Origin of the sequence: Acinetobacter pittii, assembly GCF_022449185.1 — a bacterium.
Taxonomy (GTDB): Bacteria; Pseudomonadota; Gammaproteobacteria; order Pseudomonadales; family Moraxellaceae; genus Acinetobacter; species Acinetobacter pittii_I.
The window spans coordinates 338,947-358,936 of sequence record NZ_JAKUKO010000002.1; the positions used below are offsets into that span (position 1 = coordinate 338,947).

Below are 19,990 nucleotides of genomic sequence, written 5' to 3' on the forward strand. Positions count from 1 at the left end.
GATAACTACACAAAATGTTTATACAAAAAGGAAAGATTCGATTTTCCCAAAAGGAAGTCTGGGATTTAGATACCCATTTAGCCAAAATTATTTATATAGGCTTGGTGCAGTTTAAACAATCAAAACGACAGGGTACGCCATCTTTCTTTTTAACTGCAAGTACGGTAGAGCATCCATTGGGCACAGTAATCGAAGAAACAAGACAAGTATGGGAAGAAACTTTAGATCAAATGATCTATGCTTTTTCACCACAACAGGAATATGACGAAATTGAACCGAGTATTTATGAATTAAAAATGATTGAAGATGTGGAGCGAAAAAATAGCTTTGATGACTGCATTCCAATCAAAGTACTCAAAATTCCTAAAGCTGATTTTACTAAGCAGGATATAGAGGCTTATAAAGAACGTAAAAACCGATGGGAACATCTCGATGTACAAAAACGGCAGCAAGGACGTGAGCTGTTTGTAAAGTATTTTAATTGTCTTTGGGATTGAATTAGGTCTTGTTGCATAAACCTATCTCTAAAAGCTTATTCAACAATATAATTTCAGAATGAAGAAACCTACACCTAAAATTTATCGTAGAACCAATTGGTCCACATGTAACCGAGTTCTCATTGCTAGCCCTCAAGAAGCGTTACGTGATTGTCTAAAGCATCCAAGTAACTTTGAAGACAAAAGTAGAGTACAGAATCCATGTGAAGAGGGTACAGATTGTTCTTATGCATGGGAATATGAACAAAGATGTGGATTCATTTTAGATACTTATTACCCAAACTGCTTCTTTGATGTTAGTTACTCTGTCCAAGTAAGCTGCTTAACAAGTGGTGAAAGAGTTTTACGTGATATTGACTATTGGGATCCGAATTTAAAATTTAAAGAAAAAACTACTCTTATGGATTTGAATTATTAGGTCAAGCACAGATTTTGGTTATTAGAATGCATCTACAGGCAATAATACTACTGAATATGTCATGAACTTTCACGAAATGTTTGATGAGTGAGAGATAGTATTTAGTTTTAGAAAGAGGAAAATCAAACTAGGTAGACTCCTCAGATTAATTTTTTTAAAATATTTATATATACTTTTGTCGTATTAAGCTGAAAAGTTATATTTTATATAGAATAATAGTTTTTTTAATTGAAGTAATAAAAATGATACCTAAATTCCTCATGGAACCATGTCAAGATAAGCTGTATTTATTTTTTGATGAAACCAATAATGTTAGAAAATTATCTTTAAATGTAAATAAGGATAATGGTTTAAATGATATTAATACACTTTTTGTTATTGGTGGAGTTTTTTTTAAATATAATGTTAATTGTGTTAGATTGAAGAAGTCATTTATAAGTTTTTTTGATGACAATAAGGTTAAACTTGATGGTATAAATAATGAATTAAAATTTAGTGAATTTTCAAATGGTGGTAAAGGTGAAAATGTTGAAAAAATTAAAAAATTACTTAATAGTAACAAGCTAAATATTTTATTCAAATGGATGTTGAAAAACAAAGTGTATATTCACTACTCATCAATTGATTTGATATATTATATATTTATTGATATTGTTGAGTCGGATCAACTAATTAAAGAAATAGAGCTGTATGAAAACCGCCTACCTGAAACAATTTTATTAAATTCAAAAGTTTCTGAATTTCATCTTGGTTTAAAGAACTTATTTGATAAAGTAGTACGATATGATCAATTAAATTTTTTCGTAAAGCTTCATGAGTTAAATTTTCCAGATATAAATAAAGTCGATGTAGATAAACTTCGGATATTAGTTAAGGCGCAATTAGATAATTATTTGAAGAATAACAAATTAACAGATATTGAATGTGATTATCTTAAACCTTTAGAAAGAATTTTAGATGCAAATGATTTTTATTTTTCACTTGATGCCCCAAAAAAAGAATACTGTTTGTTAGATAGCCTTACATTTGTTTACTTCTCAAGATTGTTAGATTATCCAAAATCAGTTCATATTTTGGATAATGAATATGATATACAAACTGATCTTTTTAATTATAAGAAAAAAGATAAGAAAAGTTTTAAAAAAGGAAGTGTATTGGGTGATCTCTCTAAAGTAAAATTTAACTTTTCAGACTCTAAGAAAAATTTTATTTTACAGATTTCAGATATAATAGTCGGATTTATAAAGGAAATTTATTTATTTTGTGATAAATCTAAGGTTGATGTAGAAAACTGGAAAGATATGTTGGAAATAATGGATAAGAACTTCACCGAAAAGCAAAGAAATACATTGATAATGTTTTGTAATATACATCAAAAGTCACTTCTTATAAGCAATGTTAATCAATTAACTACTATTCCATTAGATAGTAGAAAAAGGTTTGATGAATTAGTATGTTATTTTTGTGATAAGAATGAATCTTAGTCTTTATATGAATGTGCATAATTTTTTAATATATGCACATACATATTTTTTCAGTTTTTAGAATTTAATTTGTTATTTAAGAGTGTATAACATTCTAGCGCAATAATAGTAGAATGTATCATGAGTTTATAGCTGTATAAAATTTATGGAATATGAGTACAAAAACAAATACATTTAGTAGATTGGTCGCTTTGTTTCTGCTTTACATTTTTTTAGTAGCCGTTGGATTCTTTGTCTATGCGGTTATTATAGGGAAACTTGATGATGGTGAAAGAGGGGCGACTATAGCTGGTATCTTAGGATGGACTGCTACTCTCTATGCTCCCGTTGCTGCGTTCTTCATAATTGATGTTTGGAAAGATCAGGTAAAACACCAAAAAGCTTTAGATCACTTGTCGAATGCATATAGTTTAGTTGGAAAGTTTAACACAACATTGCAACGGTTAAGATTGGACCGTAGCTATAGTCATTTGGGAAGAATCTATAATAAAACTAGCTTTCTTGAGCTTCAAGAATATCTTTTAAAACTAGAAGTTCAATTTTTTGATCAAGTTAATATTCTGATAACTATTTATGATGATATACAAAATGAATTAAGCCTATATAAATTAGCATTAGGCGATGAAAATCTAGATTTTGATGAACTAACAAAAGAGGTTTTTAAAATTACTTACTATTTGAAAGATATATATAGTAAATTTATAGAACTGCACCTTGATGCAAAAGAGGAATTTAGCCCATATATATTGAAATGGTAAAATTAAGAGAGTTTAATATTCTATTTTATCAATTGAGTGGAATTAAGTTTAATAATAGAAATAAAGATTATATTGATGAGAATCTCACAGATATTTACTTTTTAACGCCAGAGTGGATTGTTAAAGTTATTAAATTTATTAAAGGAAAAATTATTCAAATGAGGAATGAACTTTAATTTTTATGACTGATAGTAGTTCAATTGAAAAATAAAAAAAGCTCTTCACTTGGGGAAATGAAGAGCTATAAACTTTAAATACGTACATAGTATATAAAATAATCTATTGGTTTTCAATACTGAACCATCTGTATTTTATATTAATAAAAGTAATCAATAATCTATTGATTGGTGTTTAAGTTGCTGTAAAAACTAGTGTTTTCACTTTTAGTTTTTCATGGCATTTCTATCTCATTTTAATAGAAAATTATTAAAAGCCAAATAAATTAAGAATTTTTTCCCACAAAGATAAATTTTTCACTTTACAGGTGTTCGAGAAATCTTGAATAGTTTTAGTTGCTGAATCAACGCAAAAATCTTTACCAAAGCTAAATCTATTAGTTTCTAGAACCACCAAATATGGAGTGTTATTTTTATACTTGAAATTATCTTTTATTTCATTTGTTGTAATACAATTTTTTTTGTCTGGATATCTTTTAGAGGCTAATATTGATGAAATACTACTAATTTTATAAAGACCAGAATTAATATTTCGTTCATAAAGTGTAATGTCGTAATCCCCACTTATGTTTTTATTGTTTATATAAAAACATGGAGAACTATCTTTTATTGTTATGTAGACATCTCCACCTGAATATTCTTTGCTCATTGCAAAAACTTGCTGTGAGAAGCATAAGCTAATTAGTATAAAAAGAGATTTATTCATATTATTTAAACCAGTAGTTTTCCTGACCCCTAGATAATGAAACTAATTGTTTGTTATCTGGGTTGACTAAAAATTCAGATAAAACTTGTCGGAGGTTAGGCAGATTCATAACATTTTGTTTATGAAGACGTGGGCTATTGTGAATAGTTTGGTATGTATGGGTAGCATCAAAATAGTGTGAAACAATTTCAGCTTGTTGTTCCATATTGTACTCATTAAATTTTTTACTTTTGTCAGCTAAGCTATACTCATAAGCTAAACTTCTCTGTGTGTATCCTCCATTAATTCCTGTGTTAATTCCTGCACGTGCATTATTAAAGCCATGTTGGTATTGCCATACATGTGTCATTTCATGGATAAACCAAATTTTTAGTGTTGCATCGACATTATCCAGTCCAAAATCTTTTGTGGCATTGTAATCTTCACTAGGTAGATGAATACTTCCAAAAGGGGTCATAGCATTTTTACTAGCATTTGGCATTCCTAGTAAACCGCCATTAATAATTTTTACTTTTGAATAGTCAATGGAATCTTTAAAGACTTCTCTCGCAAGTGTAATTTCACGAGCAGTTAAAGAACGTTGAGAACTAACTTTAACTTGTTTGATCTGATATTCATCTCCTATTCTTTTTGGTAATTTGCTTTTATCCTTTGCAACAATAGCCATTATGGTCTCCCTCTTCAGAATGTATAACTATTTCAATTTCTTCTTCATTTTTACTTGTAACTACTTCTGTATATCCTTGATCATCAGTTTTTCCGTGAGTACAAAGAGCACCTGATTTATAAATTTCATAGCATACATTGCTTAGAGGGGCTGCTGTTATTTCATCAATCAGTAAATATCTTTGGCCATAGTCATGTGAGTCAACAAAATTATCCTTATTATTAGTTTGTGAGGTTGCGCGAGAATAAGGACTACCGCTATCACCAACAACATGAGACTGTTGTGGTTGAATAGTCGCTCCACATGATAGCTTATCACCTGCATACGCTACTGGCTTACCATCCATAATGATATGGTCATGGCTTTTGATAACTACAGACCAACACCTGCATTTAGGACACATATGACCATCACCAGCTCTAACAAATAAGTTTCCCATTTGAGAAGTTCTCATTTGAGTAGATGGAATAACTCCACCATGATCAGTAATAGCATTGTGAATTGCAAAACCTTTAGCCATGTTCTACTCCTTAAAAATTAGTCATGACTCAAAAAGTTTTTAGGTATGGGCTGATCTTTGTAAATTCTGATAGCGATAGTAGTATTAGGACTATCAATAATTTCATCACCATTTTCTAAGCGACTCCCTACTAATGCTACGGGTGAGCCATCAACAACACATGCAGAACCAGCACCAGAGATAATCTTAGAGGTTGTACCATCTGCATAAATGACTTCATCACCAACACGAGCGATAGATGAACCACCAATTTTTCCTACATTAGAAGATGCATTAACTAAACCACCATTCTTAGATTTAGCACCATGTACAGCAACATGGTAGATAGTATGAGGTTTGTTATTCCAATAGAGTTGTTCAGCATTAGAAATTTTTTGAATATCATTTTCTGAAAGCTTTTCTAATTGTTCAATAGGAAGGTCTTTTAAAAAAATAGGACTTGTCATTATGTTTCCAGTTCTCGTTATTCAATTCAATAATATCAAAACTCTCTCAAATTAAAAAATAAGTTATATGTAAATAATAATATTGGTGTTAGAGGAGTAGTATTTTATTGTCTTCGGTGAGAGGGGGAATATATTTTAAGATGCTATTAGTACTATATGATGTAGGAGCATTACTGAACTTTCGCATAAAATTTAATTTTTCATTAAGATATTGAAAATAATATTAATTTTTAAATAAATTAATGTGTTTGATATGGTATGTCAGTAGTAATTCAGTGCATAATTTAACATCTTCGATATATCTACTTTTAGTAAATTAATTGTATGAAAAAAGAGCTAGTTAATAAAATTATAGTAGCATTTGTAATCTGTATGGTTATAAGTATCACTATTTGTGGAATTGCTTACTTATGGGATAGAAGTAGTGTAAATGTTTCTTTTGTAAAAGATGTATTTTCAATAGTAATGAGTATACTAGCTCCTTATGCAGCAGTTATATTATTTACTGATTGGAAAGAGCAGCATAATAAAACTACATATTCGTTACAAGCTAAAGATGTAATTGTTAACCTAAACGAAGATTTAAGACTTTTAGCATTTTTGTGTGCATTAATGAGAAGGAGGGATGGTACTGAAAAATTAAGAGATGAGCTAATTCCTAAAATAAATCAACGTATGAAAGATTTTACAGATCACAATTCTCTCACTATCTCTAGCAGTCATCTATTGTTTGTAATAACTAGAGATAATGACTATCAAAAAGTTAAGGTAAAATATGATTTATTTATAATGAGAATAGTAGTAGGTATGCAAAATATAATTGAAAATCAGAATTCAACTGTAGGGGATCTTCTTGGTTATATCGATCAACATAGATCATATATTTTTAAATTAAATGAAGAATTAAGCGAAGCATCAAGAAGTTATCTTATCTATAAATAAATTGGCTTAACTCTTTATTCATTTAAATTATAGTTTATTTTATGTTTTTAGTAGGTATTTTAATAACTCCAAAACCTTTATGTCTTATACCTTCTTTATCATCAACTTTAGCTAAGTAACTATATCTGTACATTGCATCTATGAATTGTTCTTCCGTTCTTAAGTAATGTACAGGGAAGTTCTTACCTTCTTGATAAGCAATAGTCCATCTAACTTCATTAGCTTGTCCGTTCGATTATTAGTTCTTCTTTTCTCACTCCATCCAACATAGCACATTCATATATCATCTTATAAACAGTGTAGTAGCTACGATGTACTTCAGCATTGTAGATGAACATGCAATGTAAGTGATGGTTATCATTTTCTGATAGTTCAAAGCTATAGAGATGTACTAAGCCTTCATCTTTAAACTTAGCTTTTAGACGGCGATTAAACTTCTCAATGCTAAAAGTATCCTTGTCTGTAAGTCCTATAGTGATGTGCATTGCTCTAGGTTTTGATATGTTCTTTAAAGACCAAAGCATTGAAGAGTGTATGGTTTCTAATGAACTCTTTCTTAGTGAGTAATGTGGGTTTACTTCATATCCTTTGAATGTTGTGGTTTTTAATAGGTATTTTGGATTAATCATTTATAATTTCTCTTAATTATTAGTTTATTGGTGAGTGTTGAGGTGTAGAAGGAATAGATATAAGAAGTATATATATCTATATAATACACGTCATAGATGAACTACTATGAAAAGCATATATGGTGGGGCTTTTACAGTATTGAATGGGTTTTTATACTAACTGAGATATGGGCTATTTTTAGATAAAGATGTTGGAATGATAGAAGATGTGAAATCATAGGGAATTATTTTTATTAAGATCTAATATATATTAGTGGTGTGGAGATGTCAAATTGATAGAATTTTTATGATCAACTAAGAGTGGAAACTAATATACATATTGTAAGCACTATAAGCTTCATACAGCCATTTAGTGGTGTTTGATATATCATTAATGCCATTATTTTAAAGTTGCTCTGAAGTGAAATGAGCGCAATATAGAATATGTTATGTTCTTAGATCAAAGACCTAGGTATGATATAGCCTAAGTGTATGGGTAATAAACACGGGCGATACCTGATTTTTGCCCCCGTACCCCTATATACTCCGTTTTAAGGGGGAGTTATTTGTGGTCGAGTATCTACTTCAGGATTAAATCGTATACAAGATTATGAGAGCCCTTATCGCCTCTGTTACTCTCATTACTAATAAAATTTTAACAGTCGTTGATGCCTTCCATTCATTGTTGCTCTGATTTTATGGTGATTTAATTGGATTTTAGTTAGTTTGCAACAATGAATGGAAGGTGAAATTTAAAAAGTCAATATAAAATAATTGTATTCTAGTATATAAGTCTAATAGTATTTGATGAAAATATTATTAAAAATAGTAACTTGTGAGAAATTTTAGATAATTCAGGGGGGATAATGTTTAACTTTCAAAACTTCATAGAAATTCATAAAAAAGCAATAACTCTAAAATCGAGTCAAAATTATAAACAACAACTTACTAAAGATGAGATGCAAGAAAAAATTAAAGAACTGGTTAAAGGGGAAGATTTTTTAAGAGAAGATATATTAAAATTATTGGAGAGATTTCATATCCAATATAAAAACTCAAAAAGTGTTAAATATTTAGAAATTTATAAGAATATTAAATATTTATTTAATTATTTTCAACATGAAAATGGTTATACGGGTAATAAGGATAATATTATAGAAGCCTATATTTACTCATTAAAAAGCATTGAAGGGGATAGTAATATTATAGGACTGGAACCTTCGGCTGAGGATAAGATTGAATGTTTATTTCAATCTATTTTATATTTTAGAAAAGCTGGTTTTAAAATAAATATAAATAATGGTGAAATTGTCTTTAATGAGGCTCCAAAAATAGCTAAAATAATTGACAGTAAAATGGAACTGTTAGGAATTTGGGGTGTTGAGAAAGTAGTAAAACGATTTAGAAAGTGGGAAAAATCAGAGATATATAAATATGTTGATGCATCAAAAAATATTATAGAGCCGATAGGATATATTTTTAAAAAATCTTTAAAACATCTTAACTCACCCAAAGTTTCTTTAGAAAATTGTGAAAAAATTTTTAAAGAAGTTCTTGAGTTATCATCGCATTATATATCAATGTACGGCGTGCAAAAATATAGCTATGCACAGTTTGAATACATATATAGTTCTCCTAAATCTATGATTGATTTACTTAGTAAGCAGGCACTTGCTGATCAAGCTTTTAAGGTTGAACAATATGATTCGGAATCAATTTTTTCCTTTATTAGTTATGTTCGAAAGCAATATGATTATAAAGAGATTGAGTATTTGTATGAAATTTCAAAAAATATATTGGAGTGTAAGAATAATATTCCCATTCTAGTTAATAAGAAATTGGATGACTTGGATAGAAAATATCATAATAATCTTGAGTTTAAAGTAAAAGATTTGTTGGTAAATAAAAATGTAAATTTAGATTTCGTCACTATTCATGATTTTGGCAATCTTAATTTTCTTGAAAAACCTTTCTTAAGCAATGAAGAGGGAAATATATTTTTTCTAAATCATAATTTCTTTTATGTAGGATTTTATAATGTTTTGTTTAAAATTTTATATTTAAAAAAGCAAGATAAAAAACAGGGTGAGCTAATTGAAAGATTTGCAGAGTCACAATTACATAAAACAAATGATTTATTTATTGAGGGAGAAAAGAAATATAAGGTATCTAAAACTCTTAGAGGAAAATTGAATATTCCATCACATGAGCTTGAGTCGGATATGATTGTATACAATGATAATTCAATTGCTTTTTTTGAAATTAAATTAAGAGAATTGGTAAAAAAATCTAAGGCAGGAAATCCCTATTCTATTTTAGAAGATTTAACTCAATCACTTGTTAGGTCTCAAACACAGTTAAATAAACATATGAGATTTTTGGTGGAAAACAAAGAAATAAAATTTAATTCAGATAAGTATTTAAATTATAATAATCAAAAAATTTTTAAAGTTAGTGTTTCTTCTTTAGATTATATGGGTTTGAGTTCAAGGCTAGTATATATAAATTTTCTTAAATTAATTGTAACTTTTAGATTGGTTGTTGATAGTAAATTTAAGAAGGAAATTGATTTTATAAATAAACATTTTGATGAATTCACTAACGAGATAAAAAATAATAATAAAGATGAGGATATTTTGATTGGGCATGCATTTAGGGATACTGCTTATCTTAATGTATTTCAATTAATTTTCCTTATTCATAGAAGCAGTTTGAAAAAAGTTAGCTTAATCGATGAAATAATGGAAACTAGAGCTTTTTTTCCAGATCAGACAGACTTTTATTACTATTATAAGTTTTTTGATTAAAAGTTTTTTTGTTTAGTTTAAATTGTACGTGAAAATTAAATTATTATCTTGTGACAGAATAAATTTTATTTACGTACAATTTTGAATTACCAATGAATATCTATAATCACTCTTTTATTAATATCGTACTGAATAGCAGATTGAGTCCGTTGGAAACCTCTAATAGATGTATGATCGGTATGGTCTACATAACCAACAATATCACCCTTAGAGTTAATAATTTTGTATTTGTAAATATCAGTTTCACCTACTGGGCCTTTTGTTTTATGGCTAATTTCAACAAGTGTTTCTCCAGAATTTAAAATGATTTTATCTTTTAACTCCATGTTTTGTTCTCCTATATTTCAACCAAAAACTCTTTTATACGAATTTTATCCTACATGGTTGTAGAATTTTTATTCATTATATTTCATTAAGTAATGTTTTAGTCAAATAATCTGCCCATATTTGTAGCATAGCTTTTCTGTTTTTCACGTGCTTAGTGCGATTGTAAGATTCTCCATTAGCGTCTCTTACTTTATGCGCAAGCTGTCTTTCAATCCATATTGGTTCAATATCAAGTTCTTCCTCAAGTATTGTTCTTGCAGTAGCACGAAAGCCGTGAGCAGTTTGCTCTCCTTTAAATCCAATCCGCTTGAGTGCTTCATTAACAGTGCTTTCACTAATGTAAGGTTCTTCACCTCGATTACTTGCAAATATGTATTCTCGGTGTCCTGTAAGTGGATAGAGTTGTTGTAGTAGTTCAATGGCTTGTGTTGGTAAGGGGATAACTATTTTAGGTTTATCTGTATCTTGCTTTGTAGCCTTTTGCTTTAACGGGTATATGTTTAATACTCCATCTTCTCTATTGTAGTCTGTCCATTTTATTGTTCTGATTTCTGTGGGACGTGAAAAGATGAATAAAGAAATTTTGACAGCACAACGTGTGACGAAAGTCATTCGAGTATCTGTATCATCCCATACAGCTTTGATGAGTTCTGAAAGAGCAGAGGGGTCTGTAATTGCTGCAAAGTTTCCACTAATCGGTTTAGGGAGTATCACGTCATGCGCTGGATTGATCAATATGAGCTTTTTCCGTCTAGCGTATTCCAGTATCTGCTTAACTGAAATGAGAACCTTACGGGCTAATTCAAGCGCACCACGCTCTACAATACGGTTTGTGACTTCATTTTCAATAACTTCAATTGAAAGCTGCGATATGGGCATATCTCCAATAAAGGGTAGTACGTCTTTGTTTAAACGGCGTATGACCTCACTATCTTTTTTGCCTTCTTTTTCTCGTAGTGCAAGCCAATCTTGAGTAATAAATTTGAAAGCATTGCTCATGCTTAATTTAGCTTGTTCTCTTTTAATATCACGTTCGCTCGCTGGGTCTTTGCCTTCTGCAAGTTGTAGCTTTACTTCATCACGGCGCTTTCTTGCTTGTTCAAGTGCAATTGTTGGATAAACTCCTAGAGCAAGTGTATTACGCTTTTTAGTGATTGGATTGGTGTAGTCCATGCGCCAGTACTTACTACCATTTTTATTGATCTGCAAATACAAGCCATCCCCATCGGTGTACTTGTTACTAGTAGACTCATCAAATTTTAAATTTTTTACTTTTAAGGCTGTTAGTCTATTTATTGCTCTGGACATAACTGTTTTCCCCTTAACGGTATCATGGCGGTATCAAGATATACCGTTAAATATACCGTTTAGAATGGTAGATTTGGGGGAAATATTGTGAACAGCTATAGACAACAAAAAACCCTTGAACTTAATGAATTCAAGGGTTTGTGTACTACCGTAGACTACAGTAGATTTGAATTTGGCGTCCCTACGGGGATTCGAACCCCGGTTACCGCCGTGAAAGGGCGATGTCCTAGGCCTCTAGACGATAGGGACTTATATGAGGCTAGTTACCTGCGCGCAGTAAACTGCTTGCCTAAATTCTCGGCAAAGATAATCAATCTTTGCTTTTCCTCGAATTTAGTGGCGTCCCTACGGGGATTCGAACCCCGGTTACCGCCGTGAAAGGGCGATGTCCTAGGCCTCTAGACGATAGGGACGTTTCAGAGGTGGGCGTATATTAGGTCGATTTAATAAAAGTGTCAAATAGTTTTCTGAAGAAATATTAAAAAAAACAGTCAAGCGATTAAAAATAACTCAAATTGTAGAAAATATATACATTTAGCCTTCATTTTTCTGAAAAGGTTCAATAATTGCCTTTATGACCGACGGATGTTGTAGATACCCTAAAATTTCATGCGGTTGGTTGGCAAAGGTATAAATTTTCTGATTGATAATGGCAGGATCAAAATTAAATGGGGCCTCGCATAAGGGAAAAGCGGTCAAAAAATCGTCCTGAGAGTAAAAATTAAACCAATCACCGTAAATACATGGCGGTCTAGAAATTGGACTCGGGAGCTTACTTTGAATCACGCGAAAAGCTAAAGGGGAAGCTAGAGTAATAAAACGCTTAACTGAGAATTGATAAGATGGATCTGATAATAATTGGAAAGCGATAACTGAACCAAGAGAGTGTCCGACCACAATATAATCTTCTTCTTCTCGCATTTTCTTTAAAATTCTTTGATGTACTTCCTCCATAAACTCAGGATTAGACAAATACATATACGTTTCAATCAGAAACTGCTGAATCAAACTTTCATGTAATTTAGGGAAGTTATTTAAAAGAACGACTAACTCTTTGAGTACGCGGTCTTTTACAAGCTGAGAAGTGAGATAAAGCCGTTCCGAAAAGCTTTTTTCAGATGGGTCTGTTGCTGGAGGTAATAAGGGAACAAATGGGGTGTGTTCTTTAGCTGGGGGATTGTTATGATGTAAGTGAATCGGCAAATAATTATTTAAAAAAGATTTAGGTAATAACGTATTAAGGTCTAATTGGTTACTTAACTGGTATTTGGTCATTAAGTCGCCATAAAATGGCATGTGGATATGAAGATCGCGGACATTAACTCTGCAAGGCATTTGTTTTAGGCCGAGCTTAAACACTTTTAACCAATGCTCTTTCAAGCGATGTGCTGTGTAGTTTTGTTGATTCATCCCATGGATAAATATAATTTTCATTCTATACAAGATTTTGTTTTTAATATAAATTTTAATCTACAACGGTATGTTATTTAAAACCAGTATATAGACAAAAAAAAGTGTAGCTTTTTGCTACACTTTAATTGAATAACGACTGGTTTACTCTTTATTACGATAAAAAATAAAATAACTGACATAACATAAAGCTGTAAAAATAAGACAGCCTACAAAACCAGCACGCATTTCAGGGTCTGCTGCCATACTTAAACAAGTAATAAAACAGAAAACAAAACCTAAAATTGGAACGATAGGGAATAAAGGTGCAGCATATTGTAAGTCTTTAACTGTATGTCCTGATCTATACCATTGGCGGCGGAAATTGAACTGACTTAAACAAATACTCATCCATACGATGACCATGGTAAAAGCAGCTACACCCAGCAGATTCTTAAAAATAGTCTCAGGTGCAAATTGCTCTGATAATAAACCTGGAATTGCACCGAACATGGTTACAACTAGAGCTACGATTGGTGTTCCACTTTTTGATAAAGTCGCAAACACACTAGGTAGTAATTTTTGTTCTGACAGCGACCACATCATACGTGAAGCTGCATATAGGCCAGAATTGGCTGCTGAAAGCAGAGCTGTGATAATTACAAACCTAATAATGTCATCCGCATATGGAATGCCAATATAATTAAATACCGTCACAAAAGGACTGCTACTTACGCCGTCACCGCCTAAACCTGCAAGTTGGAAAGGAAGTAAAGCACTAATAACAATGATGGTACCCACAAAGAAAATAAGAAGGCGCCAGATCGCGGCATTAATCGCTTTTGGTACATTTTGAGCTGGATCTTTTGTTTCGCCAGCTGCTACACCAATTAATTCGGTTCCTGAGAAAGCAAAGTTAACAATTAACATGGTCGTAAAAATAGGAATTAAACCATGAGGGAACCAGCCTTGAGCCGTAAGATTGCTAAATAGTGGAGCAGTTTGGGCACCATGGAATGGAATTAAACCAAAAATTGCTAATAAGCCAAGAACAATAAAAGCAATGACCGTGACGACTTTAACAAGGGCTAGCCAAAACTCAGACTCAGCAAAAATACGCGTTGAACTAATATTTAAGCCAAAAATAGTAACTGCAAAAATAATTGTCCAAATCCACATTGAAATCTGAGGGAACCATTCTTGCATGAGCAATGCTGCGGCTGTGAATTCTGTTCCAAGCGTTGCAGTCCAAGTTAACCAGTACATCCAAGAAATCATATAGCCTGTACTTGGACTAATGTATTTTTTGGCATAGGCACCAAAAGAACCTGAAACAGGCATGTGTACAGCGAGTTCTCCTAGGCAGAGCATGACCATGTAAGCGATCGCGCCACCAAGAATATAGGCAATAATTGCGCCAATAGCTCCAGTTTGTGAAATGACTTCCCCTGAACCTAAAAATAGACCAGTTCCGATCGCTCCGCCCAGTGATAACATCACAAGATGGCGAGTACTCATGGCTCTTTTTAAAGGTGCAGTACTGTTCTGATGCTGATGAGCATCTAGTTGATTGTCAGATGGCTGCATATTACACATTGAGAGAATTAAGAAAGACGCTATTTTAGATAAAATAGACAAATGTGCAATCTAGAAAGAGATAAAGAATAAACAGTAAGGTGACGATAGAGTCTTTTTATAATTTTTAAAGCAGAATATGGCGTCCCTACGGGGATTCGAACCCCGGTTACCGCCGTGAAAGGGCGATGTCCTAGGCCTCTAGACGATAGGGACTTGATGAGGCAAACACAAAGGAGCGTGGTGGAGTCAAGCGGGATCGAACCGCTGACCTCTACAATGCCATTGTAGCGCTCTACCAACTGAGCTATGACCCCAGTTTGTGTGAGCGCAATCTTAGGGTGAATGCGCTCACACGTCAACAAAAAAATGAATTAAACTTCGCTAGTTGCGTCATTTTTCGGCAATTTTAAGCTCTCATTGAGTTTTTCCCAATTTTTAACTTCTTTCTTGCTCGGTCCGCCCACAATTTCTAAGGCATGACGTAAACGAGCGAAAGTTAAATCAGGTCCAATCGTAACCATTGATTGCATCACTGGTGTTGAACTCGTTGAGCCGGCAATTGCGATAAAGAACGCTGGCATGAAATCACGTAATTTAATGCCCATCTGATTCGCAAGATCCATTAGGGTTTGGCTAACGGTGTCATTATTCCAAGTAAACTGACCTTCAAGACGCCAAATTGCAAATTGTAAACTTTGACGAACTTGCTCTTGAGTCAATTTTTTACTTTCAAACATTTCAGCAGTAATTTGTGGCATATGGTTAAAATAGAAACCAGCCCAATTCACAGCTTCTGAAAGTAAATTAATACGTGGTTGAATAGCGGCAGCAATGTCTTCTAAAGTGCTGCGGTCATTTTTCCATGTTAATAAGCGGTCTAATAGTTGCCCTGGAGTTAACCCTTTGATCCACTGACCATTAAGCCAGTTCAATTTTTCAACATCAAAAATTGGTCCACCTAGTGATACACGCTGAATATCAAAGTTATCCATCATATCTTGTAATGTGAAAACTTCTCTTTCATCCGGCATTGACCAACCCATACGGCCTAAATAATTTAACAAGGCTTCTGGTAATACACCGATGTCGCGGTAGTAGTTAATTGATGTCGGGTTTTTACGTTTAGACAATTTTGATTTATCTGGGTTGCGCAACAATGGCATATGGCAAAGAGTTGGCATTTCCCAACCAAAATATTGGTAAAGCAACTGATGCTTCGGTGCAGATGGAAGCCATTCTTCACCACGTAATACATGAGTGATTTCCATTAAATGGTCATCAACAACGTTAGCCAAGTGGTAAGTTGGTAAACCATCTGTTTTTAGAAGGACTTGCATATCGACTTGTGCCCAAGGAATTTCAACCTCACCACGTAGCAAGTCATTAAATTTACAAACACCTTCTTCAGGCACTTTCATACGAATGACATGAGGTTCACCCGCTTCAAGACGTCGAGTCACTTCTTCTTGAGAAAGTTTTAAACCACGGCCGTCATATTTTGGTGTTTCGCCACGTGCTTGTTGTTCAGCACGCATTTGATCAAGTTCTTCTGCTGTTGCGAAACAGTAAAAAGCATGACCTTTTTCAACAAGTTCTAATGCGTATTGCTTATAAATTCCCATACGTTCAGATTGGCGATATGGTGCGTGTGGACCACCTACATCTGGACCTTCAGACCAATTCAAACCTAACCAACGTAATGAATCCAAAATCATTTTTTCAGACTCTGGTGTAGAACGAAGTTGGTCTGTATCTTCAATCCTTAAAATAAATTCTCCGCCATGTTGTTTCGCAAAACACATGTTAAATAAAGCAATGTAGGCTGTGCCGACATGAGGAAAACCAGTAGGGGAAGGTGCAATACGAGTACGAACTTTCATAGATAAAGGGTCAGAATAAAAATTGAAACTATTATAACGAAAAAGCCCAGTATTCTGACGTTTTATTTAACGACAGTCTGGGCTAAAACTGAAACGAAGAGGGGATGTTTCAGATTTTAAGAAGCATGCGGCTGGAAGATTGCTTGAACAAAACGTGAAAAACGTTCGTGTTGTGCAGCAAGAAAATTTTGGGTTGGAGTAACGCGAATAGTATTAAGAACCTTAAGCTCATCATTTGTAGAAGGTAACACGATAGGGTTACGTTTCTGCTGATCTAAAGCTTTTTCAATAAGCGAAGTCTGTTTCTCTGAACCTGTTTTGTTTGGAGTGTCTTTAAGTACTGCTGCGGCAGAAAACTGTGATGCTAAACCGAGCACCAAACTTAAGCTTAAAGCTTTTCCATAATGAATTTTCATTGTTAATCATCCCCTCTGTTCATTACATTTCATCTATTTTTTGAGTTTAACAAAATGTAAAATTACGGTAATGCTACGATTTAAACATAAATATTAATAAAAAAGTGGAACTATGTCACACTTTTTACAAAATTTACCTATATTTTAAACTGGTCGACTCAAATGTAGACCCTATGTATCCTTTACGCTTCATTATTTAACAAATTAATGTGTAGATAAAGTGAAGGCTCTCATTAAGTTGTAAGAATAATTACAAAATTTTTCAAAAATGAAATAACTTAGACATTCTAAGCTATATATCTAAAAAAGATTAATAAAAAAGTTATAAATATAAGTAATTGATTGTAAAAAATAAAATTAAAAATATAGTTAAACTAAAACGAATGATGGATTTTGTAAATGAAAAAAATATCAATAATAGCTGTCGCTTTATATGTGGGAATAGCGACAACAGCGGCTCAAGCAGCGACCTCTTTTTTAAATGTTTCTTATGATCCGACTCGAGAGTTCTATCAAGAATATAACCAAGCATTTGGTAAATTTTGGAAACAGCGAACAGGGCAAGACGTTGAATTCAAACAGTCACATGGTGGATCTGGCAAACAAGCCCGCGCGGTAGCCACGGGACTTGAAGCTGATGTCGTAACGTTAGCATTAGCGAATGACATTGATGAGATTGTGAAAGCTGGGTTTATTCAGCCGAACTGGCAAAAAGAATTCCCAAATAATTCTGCCCCCTATACGTCAACTGTCGTGTTTCTAGTACGAAAAGGTAACCCGAAAAATATACGCGACTGGAATGATTTAACAAAACCAGGTGTGGAAATTATCACTCCTAACCCTAAAACAGGTGGTGCACCGCGTTGGATTTATCTCTCTGCGTGGGGATATGCTTTAAAACAGCCGGGTGGAAATGATGCTAAGGCTCGAGAGTTGGTGAAAAAGCTTTATCACAATGTGAAAGTTCTAGATTCGGGAGCCCGTGGTTCACTTACGACATTTGCCGAACGTGGCATTGGTGATGTTTTGTTGTCTTGGGAAAATGAAGCTTTGTTGGCAACGAAAGGACCTGATAAGGATAAATATCAAATTGTTTATCCATCAATTTCAATTTTGGCAGAACCATCTGTAGCGATTGTAGATAAAACCGTAGATAAAGATGGAAACCGGACCTTGGCAAAAGGTTATCTGAACTTTTTATATTCACCTTTAGGCCAAGAATTGGCTGCTAAACATTATTTCCGCCCACGTAATGCTCAAGTGGCTGCGAAATATGCAGCGCAATTCCCAAAAATTAAATTATTTACCATTAATGATGTGTTCGGTGGTTGGGCTAAAGCTCAGAAAACTCACTTTGCAAACGGTGCTATTTTTGATCAAATTTATGATGGCAAGCAGTAAATAACTAAGTTTTCTATGTGGCCGCTTATTTAATAATTAAGCGGCTTTTTTGAATTTTAAGATTTTCACATCTAATTTTTGATTAATTTAGAAATTACCCAATCTTTTTAATAAGGTGCTGATAAAGATATTGATGTAGTGGTCTACATCACCTTTAAAAATTATATATTGTAAAGCTAGCCCATAACTTAATGATACAAGCTCTATAACAATAGAATCATAGTCATCAGGCTCAGCCATCTGCATTAAAGAAAAAAATTGTTTCATGATCTTGGTTATTTCTTGCTGATGAGTTTTCCAAACCTTTTGATACTCCTCGGCGAATGTAAGATCACGTGCAGCAAATAGTTGTAGTTCTATTGATATCTTAAGCCATTCATCGTTTGTAAAAAAAGCTGTTAGCCATCGGCGCAGTGAATTGATTAATTGCTCAGTATTTGAAGGAGTACTGGTAAATATTTCTTGTAATTGTAAATTTTCTTTAGCGAATTGAAGTTCCATCAGCTCAAGTAAAAACGCTTCTTTATTATTGAAATTAGAGTAAAAGGCACCTTGAGTATAACCCGCTTGTTTAGAAAGATTCCTGATTGATACTGCGTTATAACCATATTCAGAAATGAGTGCAAACCCAGCTTCAATGAGATGCTGTCGAGTTTGTACCTGTTTTTCATTGCGAGAAAGAGTCATAAGAGCCAGATCAAATAATAGTTGAGATATCACTTGCTATCTTAATTTTTATAAGATATTTTCGCTACTTATTTATTCCAGATCTCACTTGATATTTGAATGTGCGGCAATAAAGGCGATATATGTCTCAACTTTCTAAACGTATTGTAGTTATTAATGGTCATCCATCCGATATCAGTTTTAATCATGCAATAGCTCACAACTATGTGGAGCATGTAAAAACATTAGGTGTTCATGTAGATCTCATAGAAATTGCGAAGTTGGATTTCGAGCCTAATTTAAAATATGGTTACGAGAAACGTATGAATCTGGAACCTGATTTAATGAATGCGTTGGAAAAAATTCAAGCCGCTGATCATTTGGTATGGTTCTTTCCAGTGTGGTGGGGAGGGCTTCCGGCTATCGCTAAAGGTTTTATTGACCGACTCTTTTTACCGAATCTTGTATTTAGTTACCGAGAAAATAGCAATCGTGTTATTGGCCACTTACACTCCAAATCAGCGCGACTCATTACTACTCTAGATCAGCCGGGCTGGCTTTACCGTTGGTATTATGGTGAACCAAGTACTCGTCAACTTAAAAAAGCGACTTTGCAATTTTGTGGGGTCAGTAGAGTCAAAGTTAATTATATTGGAACAGTGCGTGGAGCAAGTTCGGAACAAAGGCAAAAATGGTTAAATCAAATCGGTAACTATGCCAAAAAAGATTGCCAGCTCATCTCGTCCTAATGTAAATCCATGAGAGTCCCTAACGGAATAAGCGTAAAGGAAAAAGAGAATTTTTTAGGTAAAGCGGTTAATAATAATTTTTATAAATTCGTATTTAGCTACAAAAAATTATTCTAGGTTTCTTATTTTGCTTAAAAAGTGCTAACAAAACGGTTTTATCTATGAAAAATTAATATTTTCCTACAAAAAGCCGTTTGGCGTTGGTCATAAACAAGGTGATAATGTGCAGTTACATTTTAACGCTATG

At 33.0% G+C, this 19,990-nt stretch carries 19 protein-coding genes and 4 tRNA genes; 7 read left to right on the forward strand and 16 right to left on the reverse strand.

Features of this window, described 5'->3' with window-relative positions:
• Window positions 1-14 precede the first annotated feature (14 nt).
• The 3 genes from MKX14_RS07610 (at window position 15) to MKX14_RS07620 (ending at window position 3,157) form a co-directional block, all read left to right on the forward strand.
• The gene (locus MKX14_RS07610) at window positions 15-497 is read left to right on the forward strand and encodes a hypothetical protein (protein WP_240282188.1); all 483 of its coding nucleotides are present in this window, start codon (window positions 15-17) and stop codon (window positions 495-497) included.
• A gap of 678 nt (window positions 498-1,175) precedes the next feature.
• On the forward strand, window positions 1,176-2,399 hold the full coding sequence (locus MKX14_RS07615; RefSeq protein WP_240282189.1) for a DUF3800 domain-containing protein: 1,224 nt from the start codon (window positions 1,176-1,178) through the stop codon (window positions 2,397-2,399).
• Window positions 2,400-2,551: 152 nt separating this feature from the next.
• Window positions 2,552-3,157, forward strand: a complete 606-nt coding sequence (locus MKX14_RS07620; protein WP_240282190.1) for a hypothetical protein — start codon at window positions 2,552-2,554, stop codon at window positions 3,155-3,157.
• 426 nt (window positions 3,158-3,583) lie between these two features.
• On the opposite strand, the gene MKX14_RS07625 is transcribed toward MKX14_RS07620, so the two are convergent.
• From MKX14_RS07625 to MKX14_RS07640, 4 genes are read right to left on the reverse strand one after another with little or no spacing between them, the layout of a single operon-like run.
• Window positions 3,584-4,039: an NF045616 family extracytoplasmic (lipo)protein gene (locus tag MKX14_RS07625; protein ID WP_240282191.1), complete on the reverse strand. Its 456-nt coding sequence runs from the start codon at window positions 4,037-4,039 to the stop codon at window positions 3,584-3,586.
• Window position 4,040: 1 nt separating this feature from the next.
• Entirely contained in the window at window positions 4,041-4,706 is a 666-nt protein-coding gene (locus MKX14_RS07630; protein ID WP_240282192.1) for a zinc protease, read from the reverse strand.
• Entirely contained in the window at window positions 4,684-5,226 is a 543-nt protein-coding gene (locus tag MKX14_RS07635) for a PAAR domain-containing protein (RefSeq protein WP_240282193.1), read from the reverse strand. Before MKX14_RS07635 ends, MKX14_RS07630 begins: the two co-directional genes overlap by 23 nt.
• Window positions 5,227-5,243: 17 nt before the next feature.
• Window positions 5,244-5,672 carry a PAAR domain-containing protein gene (locus MKX14_RS07640; RefSeq protein WP_240282194.1) on the reverse strand — a complete coding sequence of 143 codons (429 nt, stop codon included), beginning with the start codon at window positions 5,670-5,672 and terminating at the stop codon, window positions 5,244-5,246.
• A 324-nt stretch (window positions 5,673-5,996) separates the two neighbouring features.
• On the opposite strand from MKX14_RS07640, the gene MKX14_RS07645 reads away from it, so the two are divergent.
• Entirely contained in the window at window positions 5,997-6,614 is a 618-nt protein-coding gene (locus tag MKX14_RS07645; protein ID WP_240282195.1) for a hypothetical protein, read from the forward strand.
• Window positions 6,615-6,832: 218 nt separating this feature from the next.
• Here MKX14_RS07645 and MKX14_RS07650 read toward each other — a convergent pair whose 3' ends face one another.
• Window positions 6,833-7,243, reverse strand: coding sequence for a hypothetical protein (locus MKX14_RS07650; RefSeq protein ID WP_240282196.1), 411 nt, complete (start codon window positions 7,241-7,243; stop codon window positions 6,833-6,835).
• 845 nt (window positions 7,244-8,088) lie between these two features.
• On the opposite strand from MKX14_RS07650, the gene MKX14_RS07655 reads away from it, so the two are divergent.
• A complete protein-coding gene (locus MKX14_RS07655; RefSeq protein WP_240282197.1) occupies window positions 8,089-10,029 on the forward strand; it encodes a hypothetical protein in 1,941 nt (646 codons plus the stop codon).
• A gap of 86 nt (window positions 10,030-10,115) precedes the next feature.
• On the opposite strand, the gene MKX14_RS07660 is transcribed toward MKX14_RS07655, so the two are convergent.
• From MKX14_RS07660 to MKX14_RS07705, 10 genes are all read right to left on the reverse strand, one after another.
• Complete coding sequence (locus MKX14_RS07660) at window positions 10,116-10,355, reverse strand: hypothetical protein (RefSeq protein ID WP_024438261.1); 240 nt, start codon at window positions 10,353-10,355, stop codon at window positions 10,116-10,118.
• Window positions 10,356-10,431: 76 nt separating this feature from the next.
• Window positions 10,432-11,664, reverse strand: coding sequence for a tyrosine-type recombinase/integrase (locus MKX14_RS07665; RefSeq protein WP_039210197.1), 1,233 nt, complete (start codon window positions 11,662-11,664; stop codon window positions 10,432-10,434).
• Between the two features lie 173 nt (window positions 11,665-11,837).
• Window positions 11,838-11,913 (reverse strand) — tRNA-Glu (locus MKX14_RS07670).
• A gap of 88 nt (window positions 11,914-12,001) precedes the next feature.
• Window positions 12,002-12,077 (reverse strand) — tRNA-Glu (locus MKX14_RS07675).
• Between the two features lie 121 nt (window positions 12,078-12,198).
• Window positions 12,199-13,098, reverse strand: coding sequence for an alpha/beta hydrolase (locus MKX14_RS07680; RefSeq protein ID WP_240282198.1), 900 nt, complete (start codon window positions 13,096-13,098; stop codon window positions 12,199-12,201).
• Between the two features lie 120 nt (window positions 13,099-13,218).
• Window positions 13,219-14,640 (reverse strand): amino acid permease, encoded by a 1,422-nt coding sequence (locus MKX14_RS07685; protein WP_199997183.1) that lies wholly within the window; start codon window positions 14,638-14,640, stop codon window positions 13,219-13,221.
• 128 nt (window positions 14,641-14,768) lie between these two features.
• Window positions 14,769-14,844, reverse strand: a tRNA-Glu gene (locus MKX14_RS07690).
• Between the two features lie 25 nt (window positions 14,845-14,869).
• Window positions 14,870-14,945: transfer RNA gene (locus MKX14_RS07695), tRNA-Ala, on the reverse strand.
• 57 nt (window positions 14,946-15,002) lie between these two features.
• Window positions 15,003-16,511, reverse strand: a complete 1,509-nt coding sequence (gene gltX, locus MKX14_RS07700) for a glutamate--tRNA ligase (protein WP_046813105.1) — start codon at window positions 16,509-16,511, stop codon at window positions 15,003-15,005.
• A gap of 116 nt (window positions 16,512-16,627) precedes the next feature.
• Complete coding sequence (locus tag MKX14_RS07705; protein ID WP_133481333.1) at window positions 16,628-16,927, reverse strand: DUF4179 domain-containing protein; 300 nt, start codon at window positions 16,925-16,927, stop codon at window positions 16,628-16,630.
• Window positions 16,928-17,326: 399 nt separating this feature from the next.
• Here MKX14_RS07705 and sbp point away from each other — a divergent pair, with 399 nt between their 5' ends.
• Window positions 17,327-18,328 (forward strand): sulfate ABC transporter substrate-binding protein, encoded by a 1,002-nt coding sequence (sbp, locus tag MKX14_RS07710; protein WP_032004899.1) that lies wholly within the window; start codon window positions 17,327-17,329, stop codon window positions 18,326-18,328.
• Window positions 18,329-18,415: 87 nt separating this feature from the next.
• On the opposite strand, the gene MKX14_RS07715 is transcribed toward sbp, so the two are convergent.
• Entirely contained in the window at window positions 18,416-19,015 is a 600-nt protein-coding gene (locus tag MKX14_RS07715; protein WP_240282199.1) for a TetR/AcrR family transcriptional regulator, read from the reverse strand.
• Window positions 19,016-19,137: 122 nt separating this feature from the next.
• On the opposite strand from MKX14_RS07715, the gene MKX14_RS07720 reads away from it, so the two are divergent.
• Window positions 19,138-19,743, forward strand: a complete 606-nt coding sequence (locus MKX14_RS07720) for an NAD(P)H-dependent oxidoreductase (protein WP_240282200.1) — start codon at window positions 19,138-19,140, stop codon at window positions 19,741-19,743.
• Window positions 19,744-19,990 lie beyond the last annotated feature (247 nt).